Origin of the sequence: Paucisalibacillus globulus (assembly GCF_900184735.1) — a bacterium.
In the GTDB taxonomy this organism is placed as follows: domain Bacteria; phylum Bacillota; class Bacilli; order Bacillales; family Amphibacillaceae; genus Ornithinibacillus; species Ornithinibacillus globulus_B.
Genome location: NZ_LT855388.1, coordinates 94,709 through 113,485 on the forward strand (window position 1 = coordinate 94,709; position 18,777 = coordinate 113,485).

21 protein-coding genes are annotated in these 18,777 nt (G+C 36.1%); 17 read left to right on the forward strand and 4 right to left on the reverse strand.

Annotation, left to right across the window (positions count from 1 at the left end; translation table 11 throughout):
• Positions 1–14: 14 nt before the first annotated feature.
• Positions 15–2,120 carry an MMPL family transporter gene (locus BN999_RS07635; RefSeq protein ID WP_096270800.1) on the reverse strand — a complete coding sequence of 702 codons (2,106 nt, stop codon included), beginning with the start codon at positions 2,118–2,120 and terminating at the stop codon, positions 15–17.
• 111 nt (positions 2,121–2,231) lie between these two features.
• On the reverse strand, positions 2,232–2,801 hold the full coding sequence (locus tag BN999_RS07640) for a TetR/AcrR family transcriptional regulator (RefSeq protein WP_096270801.1): 570 nt from the start codon (positions 2,799–2,801) through the stop codon (positions 2,232–2,234).
• A 117-nt stretch (positions 2,802–2,918) separates the two neighbouring features.
• Here BN999_RS07640 and BN999_RS07645 point away from each other — a divergent pair, with 117 nt between their 5' ends.
• The gene (locus tag BN999_RS07645) at positions 2,919–4,190 is read left to right on the forward strand and encodes a cytochrome P450 (RefSeq protein ID WP_306418998.1); all 1,272 of its coding nucleotides are present in this window, start codon (positions 2,919–2,921) and stop codon (positions 4,188–4,190) included.
• Between the two features lie 211 nt (positions 4,191–4,401).
• Positions 4,402–5,814, forward strand: a complete 1,413-nt coding sequence (locus BN999_RS07650; protein ID WP_096270803.1) for a LysM peptidoglycan-binding domain-containing protein — start codon at positions 4,402–4,404, stop codon at positions 5,812–5,814.
• A gap of 13 nt (positions 5,815–5,827) precedes the next feature.
• Here the strand turns inward: BN999_RS07650 and BN999_RS07655 are convergent, their stop codons facing one another.
• Entirely contained in the window at positions 5,828–6,292 is a 465-nt protein-coding gene (locus BN999_RS07655) for a YaiI/YqxD family protein (protein WP_096270804.1), read from the reverse strand.
• A 226-nt stretch (positions 6,293–6,518) separates the two neighbouring features.
• Between BN999_RS07655 and BN999_RS07660 the strand changes: the two genes are divergently transcribed.
• The 13 genes from BN999_RS07660 to BN999_RS20565 all read left to right on the forward strand — a co-directional run bounded on the left by BN999_RS07660 (position 6,519) and on the right by BN999_RS20565 (position 15,194).
• Entirely contained in the window at positions 6,519–6,836 is a 318-nt protein-coding gene (locus BN999_RS07660; RefSeq protein WP_096270805.1) for a DUF6442 family protein, read from the forward strand.
• Positions 6,837–7,055, forward strand: a complete 219-nt coding sequence (locus BN999_RS07665; protein ID WP_096270806.1) for a helix-turn-helix transcriptional regulator — start codon at positions 6,837–6,839, stop codon at positions 7,053–7,055.
• A gap of 128 nt (positions 7,056–7,183) precedes the next feature.
• A complete protein-coding gene (locus BN999_RS07670) occupies positions 7,184–7,546 on the forward strand; it encodes a PadR family transcriptional regulator (RefSeq protein WP_096270807.1) in 363 nt (120 codons plus the stop codon).
• Entirely contained in the window at positions 7,533–8,537 is a 1,005-nt protein-coding gene (locus BN999_RS07675; protein WP_096270808.1) for an HAAS signaling domain-containing protein, read from the forward strand. The genes BN999_RS07670 and BN999_RS07675 overlap by 14 nt, the downstream gene beginning before the upstream one ends.
• A gap of 79 nt (positions 8,538–8,616) precedes the next feature.
• Positions 8,617–9,117 (forward strand): GNAT family N-acetyltransferase, encoded by a 501-nt coding sequence (locus BN999_RS07680; protein WP_096270809.1) that lies wholly within the window; start codon positions 8,617–8,619, stop codon positions 9,115–9,117.
• An 18-nt stretch (positions 9,118–9,135) separates the two neighbouring features.
• A complete protein-coding gene (locus BN999_RS07685) occupies positions 9,136–9,642 on the forward strand; it encodes a GNAT family N-acetyltransferase (protein WP_096270810.1) in 507 nt (168 codons plus the stop codon).
• 12 nt (positions 9,643–9,654) lie between these two features.
• Entirely contained in the window at positions 9,655–10,461 is an 807-nt protein-coding gene (locus tag BN999_RS07690) for a GNAT family N-acetyltransferase (RefSeq protein WP_096270811.1), read from the forward strand.
• A gap of 172 nt (positions 10,462–10,633) precedes the next feature.
• On the forward strand, positions 10,634–12,169 hold the full coding sequence (locus BN999_RS07695; RefSeq protein WP_176481910.1) for a methyl-accepting chemotaxis protein: 1,536 nt from the start codon (positions 10,634–10,636) through the stop codon (positions 12,167–12,169).
• A 131-nt stretch (positions 12,170–12,300) separates the two neighbouring features.
• The gene (locus BN999_RS07700) at positions 12,301–12,681 is read left to right on the forward strand and encodes a GntR family transcriptional regulator (RefSeq protein ID WP_096270813.1); all 381 of its coding nucleotides are present in this window, start codon (positions 12,301–12,303) and stop codon (positions 12,679–12,681) included.
• A 2-nt stretch (positions 12,682–12,683) separates the two neighbouring features.
• On the forward strand, positions 12,684–13,577 hold the full coding sequence (locus BN999_RS07705; protein WP_096270814.1) for an ATP-binding cassette domain-containing protein: 894 nt from the start codon (positions 12,684–12,686) through the stop codon (positions 13,575–13,577).
• Positions 13,558–14,301, forward strand: a complete 744-nt coding sequence (locus tag BN999_RS07710; RefSeq protein ID WP_096270815.1) for a hypothetical protein — start codon at positions 13,558–13,560, stop codon at positions 14,299–14,301. The genes BN999_RS07705 and BN999_RS07710 overlap by 20 nt, the downstream gene beginning before the upstream one ends.
• Positions 14,301–14,990, forward strand: coding sequence for a hypothetical protein (locus tag BN999_RS07715; protein WP_096270816.1), 690 nt, complete (start codon positions 14,301–14,303; stop codon positions 14,988–14,990). The genes BN999_RS07710 and BN999_RS07715 overlap by 1 nt, the downstream gene beginning before the upstream one ends.
• Positions 14,991–15,047: 57 nt before the next feature.
• On the forward strand, positions 15,048–15,194 hold the full coding sequence (locus BN999_RS20565; protein ID WP_155982681.1) for a hypothetical protein: 147 nt from the start codon (positions 15,048–15,050) through the stop codon (positions 15,192–15,194).
• A gap of 114 nt (positions 15,195–15,308) precedes the next feature.
• Here BN999_RS20565 and BN999_RS07720 read toward each other — a convergent pair whose 3' ends face one another.
• A complete protein-coding gene (locus BN999_RS07720) occupies positions 15,309–16,463 on the reverse strand; it encodes an AI-2E family transporter (RefSeq protein WP_096270817.1) in 1,155 nt (384 codons plus the stop codon).
• 192 nt (positions 16,464–16,655) lie between these two features.
• Here BN999_RS07720 and BN999_RS07725 point away from each other — a divergent pair, with 192 nt between their 5' ends.
• Both BN999_RS07725 and BN999_RS07730 read left to right on the forward strand, forming a co-directional pair.
• On the forward strand, positions 16,656–17,711 hold the full coding sequence (locus BN999_RS07725) for a hypothetical protein (RefSeq protein ID WP_096270818.1): 1,056 nt from the start codon (positions 16,656–16,658) through the stop codon (positions 17,709–17,711).
• A 193-nt stretch (positions 17,712–17,904) separates the two neighbouring features.
• Entirely contained in the window at positions 17,905–18,723 is an 819-nt protein-coding gene (locus tag BN999_RS07730; protein WP_096270819.1) for a squalene/phytoene synthase family protein, read from the forward strand.
• The last annotated feature ends 54 nt before the right edge of the window (positions 18,724–18,777 follow it).

Genomic DNA, 18,777 nt, shown 5'->3' on the forward strand with positions numbered 1-18,777 from the left:
CTTCAGGTTATTTATTACTTCGCTTCTTTTCTATTCTTATCTTTTTCGAACATTACAATTAAACCTGGTAATAATACTCCTCTAATCAAGAAGGTATCAATCAGTATCCCAACTGCAACAATAAATCCGAATACAAATAGTAGCTGGATTGGTTGAGTCATCAGTACAGCAAATGTGGCTGCTAAGATTATTCCTGCAGAGGAAATTACGCCACCGGTACTTGCGACTGCGATTCGGGTTGCTTCCTTGATGGAATGCTTTTCACGTTCTTCCATGAATCTCGATACCAAAATAATATTATAATCTATTCCCAGAGCTACTAGGAATATAAACGCATATACCGGAACACGAGTACTAATCGTATCGATACCGAAGAATAGATTGGTTAAGAACATCCCTAAACCTAATGCTGCAAAGAAGGAAACAAGAATTGTACCCATCATATACAATGGCATTTTAAATGACTTGGTTAGGAAGATTAACATGATAAAGATTAATAGTGTTTCCAATATTACGATTAACACAAGGTCTCGGTCGTTTGTATTTTTATCATCAAGTGATGCGGATGTTTCACCGGCAAAATACAATTCACCGTCTATATTGCTTGCCTCCAGAATGTCCCCTGATTTTTCTTTTATGTCATCTAAGGCATTAATTGACTCAATCGCATATGGACTTTCATCAAATGTAAGGCTATAGGATACTACTTTTTGGTCATCAGTTTGATTTTCAATTCTAATAGTATTGACATGATCTTCGTTTGAAAGTTCATCTAATAGAGCTTGCTGACTCTCTTCGGAAATTTCTTTGTCTGACTCAACAAGAACGGTTGTAGGAGCTAAATCCCCTGGTGCAAATTTTTCTTCTAATACTTCATACCCAACTCGAGATGGCATATCTTCTGGGAATGATTTTATTAAATCAAATTCATATTTAAGATTTACGTTATAAACCGAACTTAATACAATAAATACCCCAACAACGCTTATCGCAACGATTGGTTTCTTCGTTACAAATTTTCCAATTTTACTCCAAATAGAACTTGGTTTTACAGTCGTATCGCCAACTTTAGGAATGATTGGCCAGAATGACTTTCTACCGAAGATAGTGAATAAGGCTGGTACAAGTGTTACAGATGCTATCATGATAACAGCTAATGCCGTACCAAAGATAGGGGCAAAGTTTCTATAATCACCAAGGTCTGCAAATATCAAGATAATCATAGCAAGAAATACCGTACCACCTGAATAGAATACTGGCAAACCAGTTCCTCTCATAGCTAATTTCATTGCAGTGTGCTTATTTTCATGTTGCTTGAGCTCTTCCCTATATCGTGAGAATACGAATAAGGAGTAATCAATTACTGCTGCAAATAGTAATACTGACATAATAGAAACGGACTGTGAACTCATGAGTAATCCGGCTTTCCCAAATAGTCCAAGTAACTGAGTAACAACTTGATACACAAATACAGCGGCTAATAATGGGATTAGTGCAATTAATGGTGAACGGTAAATCAATATTAATAACACAAGAATAACACCCACTGTGGACATAATTAAGACGATATCAGCTCTTGAGAATAAATCAGTAGTATCAACCGCAATTCCTGCAGGTCCAGTTACCGATACTGTTAAATCTGTCTGTTCAGAAATAATAGAAGTGATTTGATCTAATACTTCTTTTACATCTGGAGTATCTAGACTAGCATCTAAGTTAGCAGGGATAATTGCTGTCGTACGATCCTTAGAGAAAAAGGTGGTTGTAGCTGGTTCTGGTAATTTTCCCATTGGAATAATTTCTTTTAAACCTTTAATATCTTCTGCAATAATCGCATCTGTTATCGTAACTAAATCCTCGAGCTCAACCTGACTCTCTGATTGAAGCACAAGAATAGCTGGTAATAGCTCACTGTCACCGAAATAGGTGGCAATTTTTTCGTTCGCAACAACGGAGTGCATATCTTCTGGTAATGAATCAATTGATGTAACTTGATAGTCTCTTACACTTGGGACAGTAACGGTAAGGATGATCATTACAAGTAACCATGAAGCTAATGTAATCCACATTCCTTTTTTGGTGGAAACTCCGTCCGTAATTTTCTTTAGTAGATTCTTCATTATATAAAATCCCTTTCTTTCCCGAGGTTACACTTGCGTAACTTTGGGTGAAAAAATAACGGTATATACCGCTATCTAATTATTACTTGAAAGTTACACTAGTGTCAATTATTATTCCGTGAAGATTCCGTGACAAATTACGTCTTTTATTTTTTTTACCCAATCATCATGTGGAATCTTTTCCGTGTTTGGGATATTAACCGTTTGAAAAATCATTCCTATAATTAAACTAGTTGGAATGTCTTCTCTTAATATTTTTTCGCTTCTTCCTAAGTCTATGAAATGTTGAAGTGATGTATACAATTCTACAATAATTTTGCTTATTTTTTTCTTGTTTTCTGCTACTTTCTTATTTACTTTAGGAATTTGTAATCCAATATCCCGTAAATGATAAAGACTCATATCTGAAAAAATGAATTCAAATAGTGCATGGAACTGATTGGAGAATGTTTTCTCTTTACTAACTTTTTTCAGTTCATTTAGGAAGTTTGTGAGTTCATATAGCATATATTCGCTAAGTAATTCTTCTTTATTATCATAGTATTTATAAATTGCTGCCCTAGAAATGTCTAATTGATTAGCGAGCAATGTGAAGGTATAGCCTTCATACCCATGCTGTAGTAGTAATTCCTTCGTTTCCAAGTAAAGTTCTTCCCTGGAAAATTTTCGTTCGCGTGCCATATCCATTCACCTCTCGTATACATTATAAATGAACTTTGCATAAAGAGTAAAAGTTTATCCTTATGAATAAAGGTTAGAGCACTACAACAGACTATAGATAGTAAATAATAGAAGTGAGTGACTAATTTGCCATATCGGGAACAGATTCCTATTGATAAGGGAATCGATAATACAGCAAAGTTATTATTGGAAGGGTACAACTATATAACGAATCGAAGAAAAAAGTACGGCAGAGATATATTTGAGACGAGGATTCTAGGCGGGCAAAAGGCAATTTGTATCGCTGGGGAAGAGGCAGTTAAGACATTTTATGATGAAGAAAAACTAATCCGTCATGGTGCTGCGCCGAAGCGAGTACGTCAAACTCTTTTTGGAGAACATGCTGTTCAGACGATGGATGGAGATAAGCATCGACATCGTAAAGAATTATTTATGTCCCTCATGTCAAAAGAGAGACTAGAGGATCTAAGAAAGTTACTTGAAAGTCAAATAGAGATCACATTGGCTAAATGGACAACACAACATAAAGTTGTGATATACAAGGAAATGGTTCAAGTTCTTACAATGGTAGCTTGTGTTTGGTCTGGTATACCGCTAGAAGAGAATGAAGTGGAGAAAAGGGCTAATCAGCTAGAAGCTTTATTTGATAGTGTTGGTGCAATAGGACCAAGACATTGGAAGGGAAGAACCTCTAGAAATCTTGCGGAAGCTTGGTTGCGGGCAATGGTTGCACAGGTTCGCAGTGGTGAAATAAATCCCCCTAATGAAACGGCTTTATATAAGATGTCTTGGTATCAAGATAAAAACGGAAAACTATTAAATGAGCAGATAGTGGCTGTTGAATTACTCAATATCATACGGCCAATCGTTGCCGTTTCGGTGTACATTACATTTGAAGCGTTAGCGTTGCATGAGCATCCGAAAGAAAAAGAAAAACTCCAACAAAAAGGGGAGGAATATGCAGAACTCTTTATTCAAGAGGTGAGAAGGTATTATCCATTTTTCCCAGTCTTAACTGCAAAAGTGAGGGAAGACTTTCTGTGGAATGGACATGACTTCAAAAAAGGAAACTTAGTTCTACTTGATATATACGGTACCAATCATCATCCTGATATTTGGGAAAAGCCACATCTGTTTCATCCAGAACGATTTAAGAATCGAGAAGAAAACTTCTATGACTTTATTCCACAAGGGGGCGGAGATTATTACCGGGGACATCGCTGTCCTGGTGAATGGCTAACCATTGAAGTGATGAAAGTGGTACTTAACTTTCTCGTAAACAATATAGAATATATAGTACCAAAACAGGATTTGCAGTACAGTATGGTACGTTTTCCTAGTTTGCCAAAGAGTAGGTTTGTAATTAGTGATGTTAAGAGAAGAAGTTGAAAAACGCTCGTTAGGAGCGTTTTTTTATTTTGAACGTTATCAACACATATGTATTGGCAAAATCACCACCATGATCCTAGGAAAGATCCTGATTACGTGGAAGGGTAAGGAAATAAGTACAAAAGTAATGAATTTCCATTATTTCAATACTAGGACAGGCATGTAGAGAATATGTTTGAGAATAGTAATCAATTATATTGGGGGAATTTATATGCAAATTCACGTCGTGAGTCAAGGGGATGTTTTGTGGCGAATAGCAGAAGCGTATCATTCTGATGTAAACCAAATTATTTATCTTAATCAATTGGATAACCCAAATATTCTGGTGGTGGGTCAGTCACTTGTCATTCCGGAGCCGCATCTCGAATATGTTATTCAACCTGGAGATAATTTGTGGGCGATTGCTAGTAAGCTTGAAGTAACGGTACAGGAATTACAACAATTTAATAATATTACTAACCCTAATTTAATTTTTGTAGGAGAATTATTAGAAAAGCCATATAGTTTACATACGGTTCAATTAGGTGAATACCTCTGGGTCATTGCCCAACGCTACGGTGTAACAATCAATAAACTCCTTCAAGCAAATCGAATTGAAAGTCCCTCGTTAATCTATTCAGGTCTGCAATTAAAAATTCCAAGAAAACCGAGAACAAGTACAGAAGTAAATGCCTATACGACAGAGACAAATGAACAAGGAAGGCAAGAAGTATTAGCATTAGGGAGATATTTTACATACCTTTCGCCATTTATGTATAGCTTTCGTGAGGATGGTAGTCTGACCGAGATGCGCGAAACTACTCTTTTGGAAGCTGCTCGAGTAAATGACATTGCCCCTTTACTTGTATTAACTAATTATACGGGTGGTGGTTTTAACTCGGATTTGGGTGCAACTCTTTTAAGGAATCCTAACATTCAAGATACCCTGATTAAGAATATAGTAAACACTATACGAACAAAAGGGTATTCAGGTTTAAACATAGATTTTGAATATCTTTATCAAGAGGATAGGGAGAATTATAATAACTTCTTAAGGAAAGTGGTCGATCGTTTACGACCATTGGGCTTGACAGTCTCCACAGCCCTAGCTCCAAAAGAATCTGGAGATCAAGCTGGACTCCTATATGAAGCTCATGATTACGAAGTGCATGGAGAGTTATGTGACTTTGTTGTATTGATGACCTATGAATGGGGATGGGCAGGGGGAGAGCCTTGGGCAATTGCCCCAATCAATAAGGTAAGAGATATATTGGATTACGCTGTAACGGTAATACCACGTCAAAAAATTATGATGGGAATCCCGCTATATGGTCGGGATTGGAAGATACCTTGGGTACAAGGTACTTTTGCACGGACAGTGAGTCCAAAAGAGGCTATTAATCTTGCTGCTAGGAACAATGTAAGTATTCAATATGACAACACGTATCAATCCCCCTATTACCGGTATACGGATACTAGTGGTCAGGAACATGAAGTATGGTTTGAGGATGCGAGGAGTGTGCAAGTTAAATATGAAACAGTGAGAGAATATGGCTTAAGGGGAGTTAGTTATTGGGTATTGGGTAATCCATTTCCACAAAATTGGCCAGTACTTCAGTCAAACTTTACTATTCGGAAACTATAACGAATGGGAGCAATTAATTATTGCTCCCGTTTTTTATGTTACGTTGAATAGTTTTTTCAAGCAATTCCCTAAAATTCTTCCGATCTTCTTCCGTATATGGTTTAGGTCCTTTTGTCTTTTGGCCACTTCTTCTTGCCTTCGCACTAAGATGGCGGGTTTGGAGTAGCTGATCAATATTTTTATTCGTATAGGCAAATCCTTTATGGTGTAAAACAAGACAACCCTTTCCTAACCCAAGAGAAGCAAGTCCATAATCCTGAGTTATAATTAAATCCTTCTTTTCAGCTAGCTGCATGATTCGGTAATCTGCTGCATCTGCACCGGTATCTACATAAACGGTCTCGACACCTTCTAATTCTTCATCATGTGAAAAGTGGCTAATACTTTTTACAAGTACAACTGGAATAGAAAATGACTTTGCTACTGAAATAACGATATCTTTAGCAGGACTAGCATCTGCGTCTACATATATTTTCATTAAGATTCTCCTGTTAAGTTCTGTCTACTTCCATGAAAGCTAATTATACATGATTTGTCAATGGGAATGGAAATTTGCACTATTGTTCAATGGAGCAATCGCTTTTCTCGGTTGAAAGAGGGTTGATGTTGGTTGTGATAATAAAACTTTACTTTATGACAACAAAACTTGACATGCGGTTATTTGAATTATAAAATGAAAACATAGAATCTTAGGAGGCTTATAAATGAATAAGATAGACATCTTAAAAAAAGCTCAGCAAGAAAAAAACGATGAACGAGAAGAATTTATTAAAGTTAAAGCATTTCATATTGGTTGGATAAGTGTTTCCGTAGTTATGGTATTACTGATTATTCTTCGTAGTGTATACAACGAATCTGCTAGTGATATTGTTTTGATACTAATGGCACAGACAGCTGCAGTTTCTTTTTATCAATATTTTAATATGCGGGATAAGAAAGGATACTTATTTACTGGAATTTTAAGTACAATGGCTGTTTTTATTTCATTTGCAGCATTGCTTAGCCAATATGGAGTGTACTAAATGAATGATAAAACTGAACAACTTATACTTAAGAACCGTTTAAAAATAGCCCGAGCAGAGAAAAATATGACGCAAGGTGAATTGGCAAGTGCGGTTGGAGTCTCAAGGCAAACCATTAGCTCTATCGAGACAGGCCAGTTCAACCCAACGGCCAAATTAGCATTAATATTATGTATCGCATTAGATAAGAAGTTTGAAGAGCTATTTTACTTTGATTAGATATATTTAAAACAAAGCCAATTAATTAAACATGACTTGGAGTATATCCAATCATGTTTTTTATTTTTTAATAATATGCACTTTACAATAGTGTGTGTCATACACTATAATGTAGTCAGGAGTTGATCATGTTGAACGAACAAGAACATATCGATAAATTAATGCTCGAATTACGTCGGGGTACGATCACCATTGGTGTACTCAGTCAGCTATCAATCCCGCAGTATGGATATTCACTTGTGACAATTCTAAATGAAAAAGGTGTTCAAGTGGAACCAGGCACATTGTATCCACTACTTAGAAGGCTGGAGAAACAAGGTTTATTGGAAAGTCTGTGGGATACAAATGAGGCAAGACCAAGGAAATATTACAAGTTAAGTGAAATGGGTACCGAGGTTTATGGGCAGTTATGTAAGGAATGGGAAAGTATGGTAGTAAGTTTGAATCACTTAATTCATACAGGAAAGGGTGAAGAAGATGGAAATGATTGATCGTTATATTTACGCTGTAACACAAAAGCTTCCACAATCACAGCGTGAGGATATCGCAATTGAACTGCGTGGTTTAATTGAAGATATGCTTGAGGAACGTGTTGGCAATCGTGAAATCAATAAGAAAGATATGGAGAGTGTTTTATTAGAATTAGGTAGCCCAAGAGAAATGGCTAATAAATATCGTGGAACGAAAAGGTATTTAATTGGACCGGAGCTTTATGACTCATTTCTCATTGTATTGAAGATTGTCTTAATTTCGATGACAGCAGGACTTGGAATTGTTTTTGTCATTGAAACGATAATCAATCCAGTCGAGATTCTGGATCACTTTGTAGGGTTGATTGTTTCATTGGTGACAGCGGTACCGCAAGCCCTAGGGTGGGTAACCATTTCATTTGCAATAGCAGATTACTACGGGGGAATTAAGACAAAGGATCTAGGATTAGATAAAACTTGGCATCCATCTATGCTTTCAGCAGTTCCAGATCCAAAAAGACGAATAAAGAGATCAGAGCCGATCGTTTCTATCATATTTTACGTTATCGTCATGGTATTGTTTGCTTTTTCTAGTAATTTCTTCGGTGTCTATGTGTTTAATGATGGGGGATTCAGAGAGGTTGTTCCTTTCTTAAATGAAGATACCTTTTCACAATTCATGCCATTTGTATTATTGCTACTAGCAATCTTCATTGTAAAGGAAAGTATAAAATTAATTTCAGGAAAGTGGACCATGAAATTAGTAGGTTATACAGTGGTAATTAATCTATTAGGAATAATGGTTGTCTCCTTCCTCATTACCGGAGATGCTTTTTGGAATCCAGAGTTTATGAGTGATTTAGTTCATGCTGGAATAGTCACAGAAGGTTCTGAAGGATACCAGATTGGGGAATCGATTTGGGAAAATAGTACTAGAATAATTGTTATCCTTTTCTTAGTTGGTTTAGTATGGGATACAATTGACGGCTTTATTAAAGCAAGAAAAAGATAAATAGTTCTTTTCAACTAACAACGAATTGATTATGATTAGAATAATTAATTCGTTGTTAGTTGTGTAAAGGGGGATGAATATGCGTTTAGTAAGACCTTCTATGGAGTGGGAAAACGAGCATCGTGCATATGTGGTAGAATGGGGGCCGAAAAGACTTATCCCAAGTGGCTTCGAAATAGAGGGATTTGAAAGCTATGAAGTATACCTACAAGAATTATCTAAAAGAGAGAAAGGCCATGGAAAATGGCTACCATGTTCTAATTACTTGTTAGTGAATGAGGAAAATAGAATACTAGGTATGCTAGATATCCGTCATGAATTAAACGATTTCCTTTATCGGATTGGAGGACATATCGGTTATAGTGTACTCCCATCTGAAAGAAGGAGGGGTTATGCCACGTATATCTTGGCGGAGGCACTCCATAAATGTAGAGAGTTGGGTATGGACAAGGTGTTAATTACATGTGATGAAGATAATATAGGATCAGCCAAAGTTATTATGAATAATGGTGGAATAGAAGATCATTCTGAGACAGATGCAGATGGCATAGTGAAAAGACGTTTTTGGTTTAATTTATAGACAAACTAGGTGAGTATGATGGGAAAACAACATGTGATCATTAAACAGATGACAGAATCCGATTGGGAATCGGTACGAAACATATATATAGAAGGTATTCAAACTGGTCATGCAACATTTGATACGGAGCCTCCATCGTGGGAAGAATGGGATAAAGGACATGTAGCGTCATGTCGATTAGTTGCCTGTATAGATAACGAAGTAGTGGGATGGGCTGCTTTAAGTCAATCTATTCATAAGCAAGCATATCGTGGTGTTGCCGAGGATAGTATTTATGTCTCCAATTCTTGCTCCGGTTTAGGTGTTGGTACATTATTATTAGAAGAACTTGTTCGAGTTAGTGAGGAAGCAGGTTTTTGGACTTTACAGTCTTTAATCTTTCCGGAAAATACGGCTAGTATTAAGCTCCACACCCGTTTGGGGTTCGATATCGTAGGAACTAGAAGACGGGTAGGAAAACTAAATGGTGTATGGAGAGATGTTGTGTTCTTAGAACGAAGGAGTAAAATTATTGGTGTTGATTAGGGAGGGTTTTGGATGGTTCCAGTATTGACAAAGGAGTTAGCGAGAAGGATTGAAGTTTCTGAAATAGAGATGCTTCATTCAAGACTTACAGCAATACAGAATCTTCCCGGGAATCCAATGGAAGTAGATGTAGAGCAGTTTGGCAATTCAACTGCATTTTCAGTAAAAGGTATTCCCGGACCATCATTCAATACAGTCAGAGGCTTGATGGCTGAGGATACCTGTGAGATTGATAAAATTCTAGATTTCTATAACGAAAAAGATATTCCGGTACAATTTGAGATTACACCTTCTTTTACTAATTCAGATCTCTTAAAGTTATTAGCTAGTAAAGGATTCTATCAGAGTAATTTCCATAGTGTACTATATGGTAATGAATTTACTACATTTGAAAATGTGAACCCGGCGATTTCATTGCGGAAGCTAAGAGAAGATGAGTTTGATTTATTTGCAGATATTTATGTAAGAGGTTTTGGTTTACCAGAATTCATTAAACCAGGGATTGCTCAAAATAATAAAGTGCTATACCAACTTAATGAATGGGAGTTTTACTTAGCAACCATTATGGGCGAGCCAGCAGGAATTGGGGTCATGTTTTATCAAAATGGAATTGCGACACTCGCAGCGTCAGCAACTATCCCCGAACATAGAAAGAAAGGTATACACCGAGCTCTACTAGTAGAAAGAATAAAGGATGCACATCATAAAGGTGCTGAATTAGTTGTTGGACAAGCCAAATATGCCAGTGTCAGTTCGAATAACATGGAAAAAATGGGGTTAAGAGTGGCTTATACAAAATCAATATGGCTAAGAAGTTAGGGGATACTGTGGTATCCTCTTTTTTTATATATAGGAACGATACTATAAGGTCTGGCCTAATCTCTCTTATAAAAAAAGCGGCAAGTATTGCGCAAATCTTATCAGTCTGAAAATTATAATATATATGGTAATATAGTACTGGGGATTTAGATATAGAATGGGAGAGAAGAATATGAAGAGAGAGAGAAATAAGTTAATGTTACTAATCGCAGGGAGCGTAACTTTTCTAGCGATAGTGATTAACATACTAGGAAGGTATTTTCATCTTTTTGATTTTTCGCACGGAGGGATGGAAATTTTAACATCATATGAGATTGAAGAGCAGTTCGGGGGATTGCTAAATATTCTTTTAGCTATTCCAATAATAATGTTCTTATTTGGTGTTGTTTTATATAAGAAAGTTCGAAATCATATTTTTTTACCATATCTATTAACACTGGTGTTAACATTTGCTAGTATTGCGATTATTTCTGGAGGTAGTGGAAGGGTAGAATTTCATTTTAGTATTTTTATGGTAGTTGCTGCACTAGGTTTCTACCAAGAAATTAAACAATTAATCATGATGACGAGTATCTTTGCAGTACAACATATAGTGGGATTGTTACTGGTACCGGAAATCGTGTTTGGTGTAAAAGAGTATATGTTCTCTATGTTTTTATTACATGCGCTGTTTTTAGTGCTAACTTCTAGTGCTGTTAGTTGGCAAGTACATAGTGGAAGAAAGATAGAACAATATTATCAAAAAGAACAAGAAGAACAGAGAATGAATATAGTTGAAGATATTGTTGGCCGATTAGCGGTTACCTCTAATCAAATATTACAAGTGTCTGAAACGCTATCCCATAATGCAAAAGTATCATCCGATTCTAGTGCTGAATTAGCAGCGTCTATCGAAGAAGTCGCATCCATTACAGAAAGTCAGTTGGTTAGTATTGAAGAGAACGTAGAAGCAATCAATTTCGTTCATCAGGGTATTCAAACAATTAACCAGACGGCCCAAAGTGTTTCCGTTAATTCAAATGCGACTGCAGAGGAATCACAAAAAGGAAGTAATCAAACAGAAGTACTATTAAGCCAAATGGAAGAGATTGATAAAGAAGTAGATGAATCTTATCATGCTATTAAAGAACTGCACCAACGCTCACAAGCTATTGAGGGAATAATTGAAGTCATTACCGGAATAGCAGATCAAACGAACTTATTAGCCTTAAATGCAGCGATTGAATCAGCTAGAGCTGGAGAATACGGAAAAGGTTTTGCTGTTGTTGCTAGTGAAGTCAGAAGTTTAGCAGAGCAATCATTGGAATCGTCCGAACATATTGCAGAGATTATTAAACAAATGATTATCGATACAAATCATTCTGTTGCTTCCATAAATAATGTTAAAACCTCCACAGTGGAAGGCCTAGAACTTGCGAAGAAGTCTAACAATGTCTTTCAACATATTTCAAAGTCATCCAATGAGGTTGCCGCTCAAATTCAAGGAATATCATCATTGGTTGAGGAAATAACAACATCATCTGAACAAATGAACAGAGCAATGGAAGCAATTGAGCAATCCGTTAATCGATCTTCCTCTGGTGCAAAGGAAATTACTTCTATTACGGAGAAGCAAAATAATGAAGTGCAGAACACGTTAGATGTATCGAAAAAGCTGAATGATTTAACGGTCGAATTAAATCAAGTAATCCATGCCTTAAAGGCATAATCTAGTAATACTCTCTAGAATCTAGAGAGTATTTTTTATTTGCATCATTATTTAGCCCTTGCAATCCTTTGTGTTTTTATATATACTACATTACAACACTAATGCACTATGTTGGTTAAGGAGGACCGAATATGGTTCTAAATATGGACAGTACGATTCCGATTTATGTTCAAATCGCGGAATGGCTTGAGAACGAGATACTGAACGGTAATCTGAAGATTGATGATAAGGTATATTCTCAATACAAACTTGCAGATATGTTTACGATCAACCCAGCAACTGCTGCCAAAGGGCTTAATCTTCTTTATGAAGAAAAGATCCTCTACAACAAGCGGGGACTGGGGAAGTTTGTTTCTCATGAGGCCATGACCATTATCTTAGAAAAAAGAAAAGAAATGAAATTAAAGGGTCTATTAAATGAAGCAGTACAAGAAGCTACCCGTTTACAAGTAACAGAAGAGGAACTTTTAGAAATGCTTAAACAAATCATGAAAGAAAGCAAGGGGGAGTAACTGTGAAGGTAATTGAATGTGAGAGGCTAGTTAAAGCATATTGCAGTATGAAGGCTCTAGATCAGATCAATTTTTCGATTGAAGAGAATACCATCACTGGCTTAATTGGTCGCAATGGGGCAGGAAAGACAACACTTCTTAAGATAATTGCTGGATTCTGGAGGGGAACTGAAGGGGAAGTGAAGGTTTTCAACCGAAGTCCTTTTAATAATCTCGAAGTTTCCATGAATTCTATTTTTGTAGATGACATGATGAGTTTTACGTATACGTTAAATCTAGGAGAAATTTTAGATGAGGCTAAAGCTTTCTATCCTAACTGGGATGAGGAAATTGCATTCGCACTTCTGGAATACTTTAATTTTAACCCAAAACAAACCCACCAAAGTCTTTCCAAAGGGAAAAGAAGTACGTTTAACATGATTGTAGGGCTTGCAGCTAAATGCCCCCTTACCATTTTTGATGAGCCGACAACTGGGATGGACGCAGCTGTAAGAAAAGACTTTTATCGTGCGTTACTAAAAGATTATCTTATAGCCCCACGGACCATTATTATTTCTAGCCATCATTTAGATGAGCTCGAGGATATATTAGAGGATATATTATTGGTCGACGAAGGAAAGAAAGTCCTTCAGCTACCAGTGGATGAGTTGAAAGAGTATGCTGTTACCTTAAGTGGGAGAACGGCTGTTGTTATGCAGACTTTACAGGATAAAGAGGTCATTTATAAACGTGATGTTAATATTGACAATTGTTCGGTGGTTGTTCGGAACAACTTTTCCCATGAGGAAGTAAAAAGACTAGGAATACAGGTGTCACCCGTTACTCCTACAGATATTTGTGTTTACCTTACCAATCAAACGAAAGGGGCCATTGATGATGTCTTTAACAAAAGTTAGTCTCTCTAGTGTAGTTCGATTGCAGTATCGGTATAAATTAAAAGCGTATACTGGTGTGTTTATGGGATTAATACTGGTTCAAGTGATTGGAATACTTCTTACTTTAGTTGGAAGTATGCAAACATCATTCTCCAATAATGTTTATACAGTTGAGGTTTCAATGTTCTCACCAAGTCTTGTAATCATTCTGACGATAATATGGGCATTTTTGAATGCAATTTTAATGACAACAAAGGCATATCGTGAAGATGACTTTACTTTCGTTTCCAACCGATTATCGTATAATCTATCAAACATGGCCTTTCTCCTAACGGCATGTGTAATAGGTGCAATAACAGCGCTATTATCAGGTGGTATCATTCAACTTCTCACTTATATAACACAAGACATTGATGTGTTCCTAACCGTAACACATGAAGTCTCTGTAGGTGATTATGTTGCAGGGGCAGTGGTTACTTTATTGTATATCTTATTGGCTGCAACAGCAGGTTACTTAATTGGGATGATGACACAATTTAATAAAAGACTAATTATATTAATACCAGTTCTTCTAATTGGGTTAAATTATATTGCACAACATAATGGGAATTCCGGTTTTGTTAACATTCTAGAATTCTATTTTATGGAGTACTCGTTTTCTCTATTTTTACTAAAGGCTGTGGTCACTTTAATTATAGGAAGTGGACTTGCAATATTACTATCTAATCGATTGGAGGTTAGATGATGGGGGCAATTTTATCTATTATATTGATCATTATATTTTGGTTCATTGCCATGAATAAACGATTGACACAAAAGTCCTTAACCACTAAAAAATTGAAGCTAATTTTTATTGGTTATATTTCTATTTTGATTCTAGGAACAGTGTCTGCTTTCTTTCTTCCAAGTTCTGAAGCAAATATGATGGAGGGCTTAGATCCTAGTGGTGACATGACGGACAATTTATTTATGAAAGCAGAGCAGGGAGAATTCTCTTCCATTGATAAACAACGAATTGCAGACAGTTGGGAGTACTCTTATACCGGGGAAAAACTTACGCTTTCTTCGGATTCTTATGAAGAAGGTATATTAATTGAAAGAACCGATGAGTTAAAAGAAGCAATAGAGGTATTCTATATTAAAGACTGGCAGGCGCTCGGAGTGAATGCAGCATATATGGATGTAAGTGAGTATACACCGGATATGGGTGTTGAATTGATTTCGGATACACTTGAGTTTGTTAGTCCAGAGGAAGAAATAATTATTGAACTCGCCTTTAATGAACTTGGATTTCCTATGAAGCAAATGATTGGTGAAAGCCAATTTGGAAATGGCTACAGTTCTTCGGGATCTCGATTCTTTTATATAAGGGTACCAGAGGACCTTCAAATAGAGTTTTCTGAATATCTATATGTGGACTATGTAAATAATTAACCAAAAAATTCCCCCGTGAATATACTATACAGATATCATGAATTTGGGGGTTCAAGCATGAACTATGTACGTAGTGGTCTAGCTTTTTTTGGTTTTTTAATTACAGGATTTGGAATAGGATTGTTGTTTCATAATGTGGAGGCTGGCGGCGCAATTGGATTTGGATTAGGAATGTTATCTATTTTAGTTTTACGTAAGGAATGAATATGGTAAGACCTTATCCATAAAAGGTTACTCACTTATGACAACGAACCCCAATATTTAACCATACAATAAAGGTTGGCTTTAGGAGGAACATTCCTTCTAAAGCCAACCTTTTTATTCTTCCTCTGTTGTATACTCACCATATTTTTCGCCATAAAAACGGTTATAACGTTCCTTGAATTTACTGTATATATATGTAACAAGAACTTTTAGGATTGCATAGCCTGGGATTCCGAGAATAACGCCAAGAAGCCCAAATAGATTTCCTGCCACCAGTAAAACAATAATGATTGTTAATGGATGTATCTTCATAGTTCTACCCATAATATTTGGTGAAATTAAATTACCTTCTAGGAATTGAACAATGACCCATACAATTGCAAGCTTTAATAGCATGAACGGAGAGTTTACAATTGCAATAATTACCGCTGGGATGATCGATAGTGTCGGGCCAAGATAAGGAACAACACTTAAAATTCCTGCCAGAATAGCTAAGGTAATGGCATAATCCAAACCAATGACTAAATAACCAATGTATAAAAGAATACCAATACAAGACGCAACAATGATTTGTCCCTGGATATATGATCCTACTTGAGCATCCATATTGTTTAGAATTTGATTCACATCACCACGATATTTCGGTGGTAATAATTTTAAGAAATATGCTTTAAAACGGTCGCCGTCTTTTAATAGGAAGAATAGGATAATTGGAAATGTAACAAGTGCTACTACAAAATTTGTAACAGTACTTGCAAAATTTCGTACACCGGCAAATGCATCGATAATGTAGGACCCTATTATTCCAGGAATATTACTGAAGTTGGATACGACCCAGTTGTATGCTTGATCGTAATATGGTGCTAGGAAAGAATTCTGAACCCATTCATTGATACCGATCCATAGTTGTTGTACATATTTTGGAAATGTAGAAATCAAATCGGTTATTTGTTTTTCAATTGCTGGCGCTATTAATAAAATTAACCCAGTTAATAGCCCAGTAATACCAATAATGATAATAACGATTCCCCAAATACGTTTGATTTTAATCTTCTCTAATAGATCAACAATAGGATTTAATAGATAAAATGCAATAAATGCTAGAATAATTGGGGGTGTAATAGTTGATAGAATCACAAAAAGCGGATTAAAAACATACGATACTTGATCATAAATAAATATCATTAATCCGATTAGAATTAAAACGGATAGAACAAAGACAATATTTTTTCCCCCGAGGAATTTAATGAAGCGATTATCAGAATTCATGTAGCGGGTCTCCTTTTTTATTTTTATTATAGATGAACGAGAGGAAATATTCCATTTCTAGTTGAACTTACCTCTAGTGCTTTAGTAAAAAGGTCTTATCGTAGAATCACAAATTAAGTATAAAGTCCTGTTGATGATTAGATTGACCTAAGTCTATTATGAAATGGTACATATAAAATCAAGGGACGTGTCATGTTAATGATTAGAAACAGGTTGTTGTTTGTAATACTGATTGCATTTCTTTTTGTATTAGCTGCTTGTAGTGATACTGAGGACAAAGAGAAGGCAGTTAATGAAAATGAAAAAACAGAAGAATCCTCTGAAAATAATGAGAAAAGTAAGGACCAATCGGAGGAAGAAGTAGTTGAGGAAGAAGAGGAATCAGAAGACGTTTCCTTTGAAGTAAATGACTCAACTGCACCTGAAGACCAAGGTGACTTAGACGTTTGGTTTGAGGGAGACTTCAAGGTGGAAGGGAATAACATTTTACTTTCAGGTAAAACAAATTTGTTGCCAGAGTCCCAACTAGCTTTAAGAACGGATTCTGTTGATGGCATTATAATTGGTGGAAATGGATTCGGCAATGTGGAAGGAACTGGGGATTTTGAACTGGAAGCAGGAGTTCCGGATGACTTTGAAGGGGTATTACATATTGAACTTTCATTCGAATCAGGTAACCAGACGGATGAAATTACAGAACATTATGCTGATGGAATAACAGGCAAATTTGCAAGAATATACTATGATTCCTATGAGGACGAGGTATTAAGTAAAGCAACGTTCCATAAGACGATTGTATTTGATGGGGAAGATCAATCCTTTTCTATCGAAGCACCAGTTTGGAATATTCCGGACGACTTAGGAGATGCAAATGTATGGATTAATCCAAGCGTCGAAAAATTTGAAGATTATGTGGTTATAAATATTGAAAGTAATTTAGTAGAAGAGACGTTTATTCGTGCTACTGGAATGATACCAAATTATATTACAACAGGATTTAATGGAACAACTTATACGAACCCTGATGGTTCAGCAACTATTTATATTAAGGATCCGGAAAAAGATGATAGAATTAAAGATTTAGAGAAGTATGATATTAAATTAGAGATTGATCCTGCTGATGGAAACAATGGTAAGCAGGTTAAGGAAGCATACGGAGAAATGGGAGAAAAACTATCTGGTGATCTCGTAGTAGAACAAGGGGATGGAAAAGCCATTAACCAAAAGATTACCATCACAGTAGAATAGAAATAGTTCTAAATGACTTATTTTAAGCAATATCCTCAAAAGTTTGTTATACTTTATCTATGTTAAGAGTAAAATAACAGTAGATGATATACATGATAGATAAAGGGATTCTAAGAAAGGATAGCTTTCAAGGAATCCCTTTCATACAAAGAATAATCTCTGTGTATGTGTTTTTTAAGGAGGATATACCAGCTTGAATGATGTAGTGAAATTAGAAAAAGAAGCTATGAAGATGCTAAAGGAAACAAGCAGAACTTTCTATATACCGATAAAGCTTTTAAAACCAACATTACGTAAAACAGTTGGAGCAGCCTACTTATGTATGCGTGCAATTGATGAAATTGAGGATCATGAAGAGCTAGAATCGGAAACAAAACAACATTTATTACGTGCAACTAGTGAACTATTAAAGAATGATTTCAACGTAGAAGCCTATCAGCAATTAATTAAACCATATGAGGAGAAATTACCGGAAGTAACCAAGCGTCTCGGTGACTGGATTGCTTTCTGTCCAGAAGGTATCACTCCTAAAGTGAAAGAATCAACAAGTATCATGGCCGATGGAATGGCTGATTGGGTAGAAAAGAACTGGCAGATTCGTACTAAAGAGGATTTAGATGATTATACGTATTATGTAGCTGGACTAGTTGGAGTCATGCTTTCTGACATTTGGCGTTGGTACGATAATACAGATACAGTTCCTGAGTTAGCTATTGGATACGGACGAGGCTTACAAGCTGTAAATGTGCTACGTAACCAAGATGAGGATGCAGATCGTGGGGTTAAGTTTTTTCCGGATAATTGGAGCCGTGAAGATATGTTCGAATATGCGGAGGAAAACTTAGCAAAAGCAGATGAATATATGAAATCCATTAAGACAAAAAATATAATCCTATTCTGTAAAATTCCACTTGCATTAGCACATCGTACATTAAATGCCTTGAAGAGTGGTAAAGAAAAAATATCTCGAGAAGAAGTGGAATCAACCGTTAATGATATTATTAATAATTAAGTGAATTGACACGGCAACCTTGCCGTGTTTTTTGTTTTTTAAATAGCATTTAGG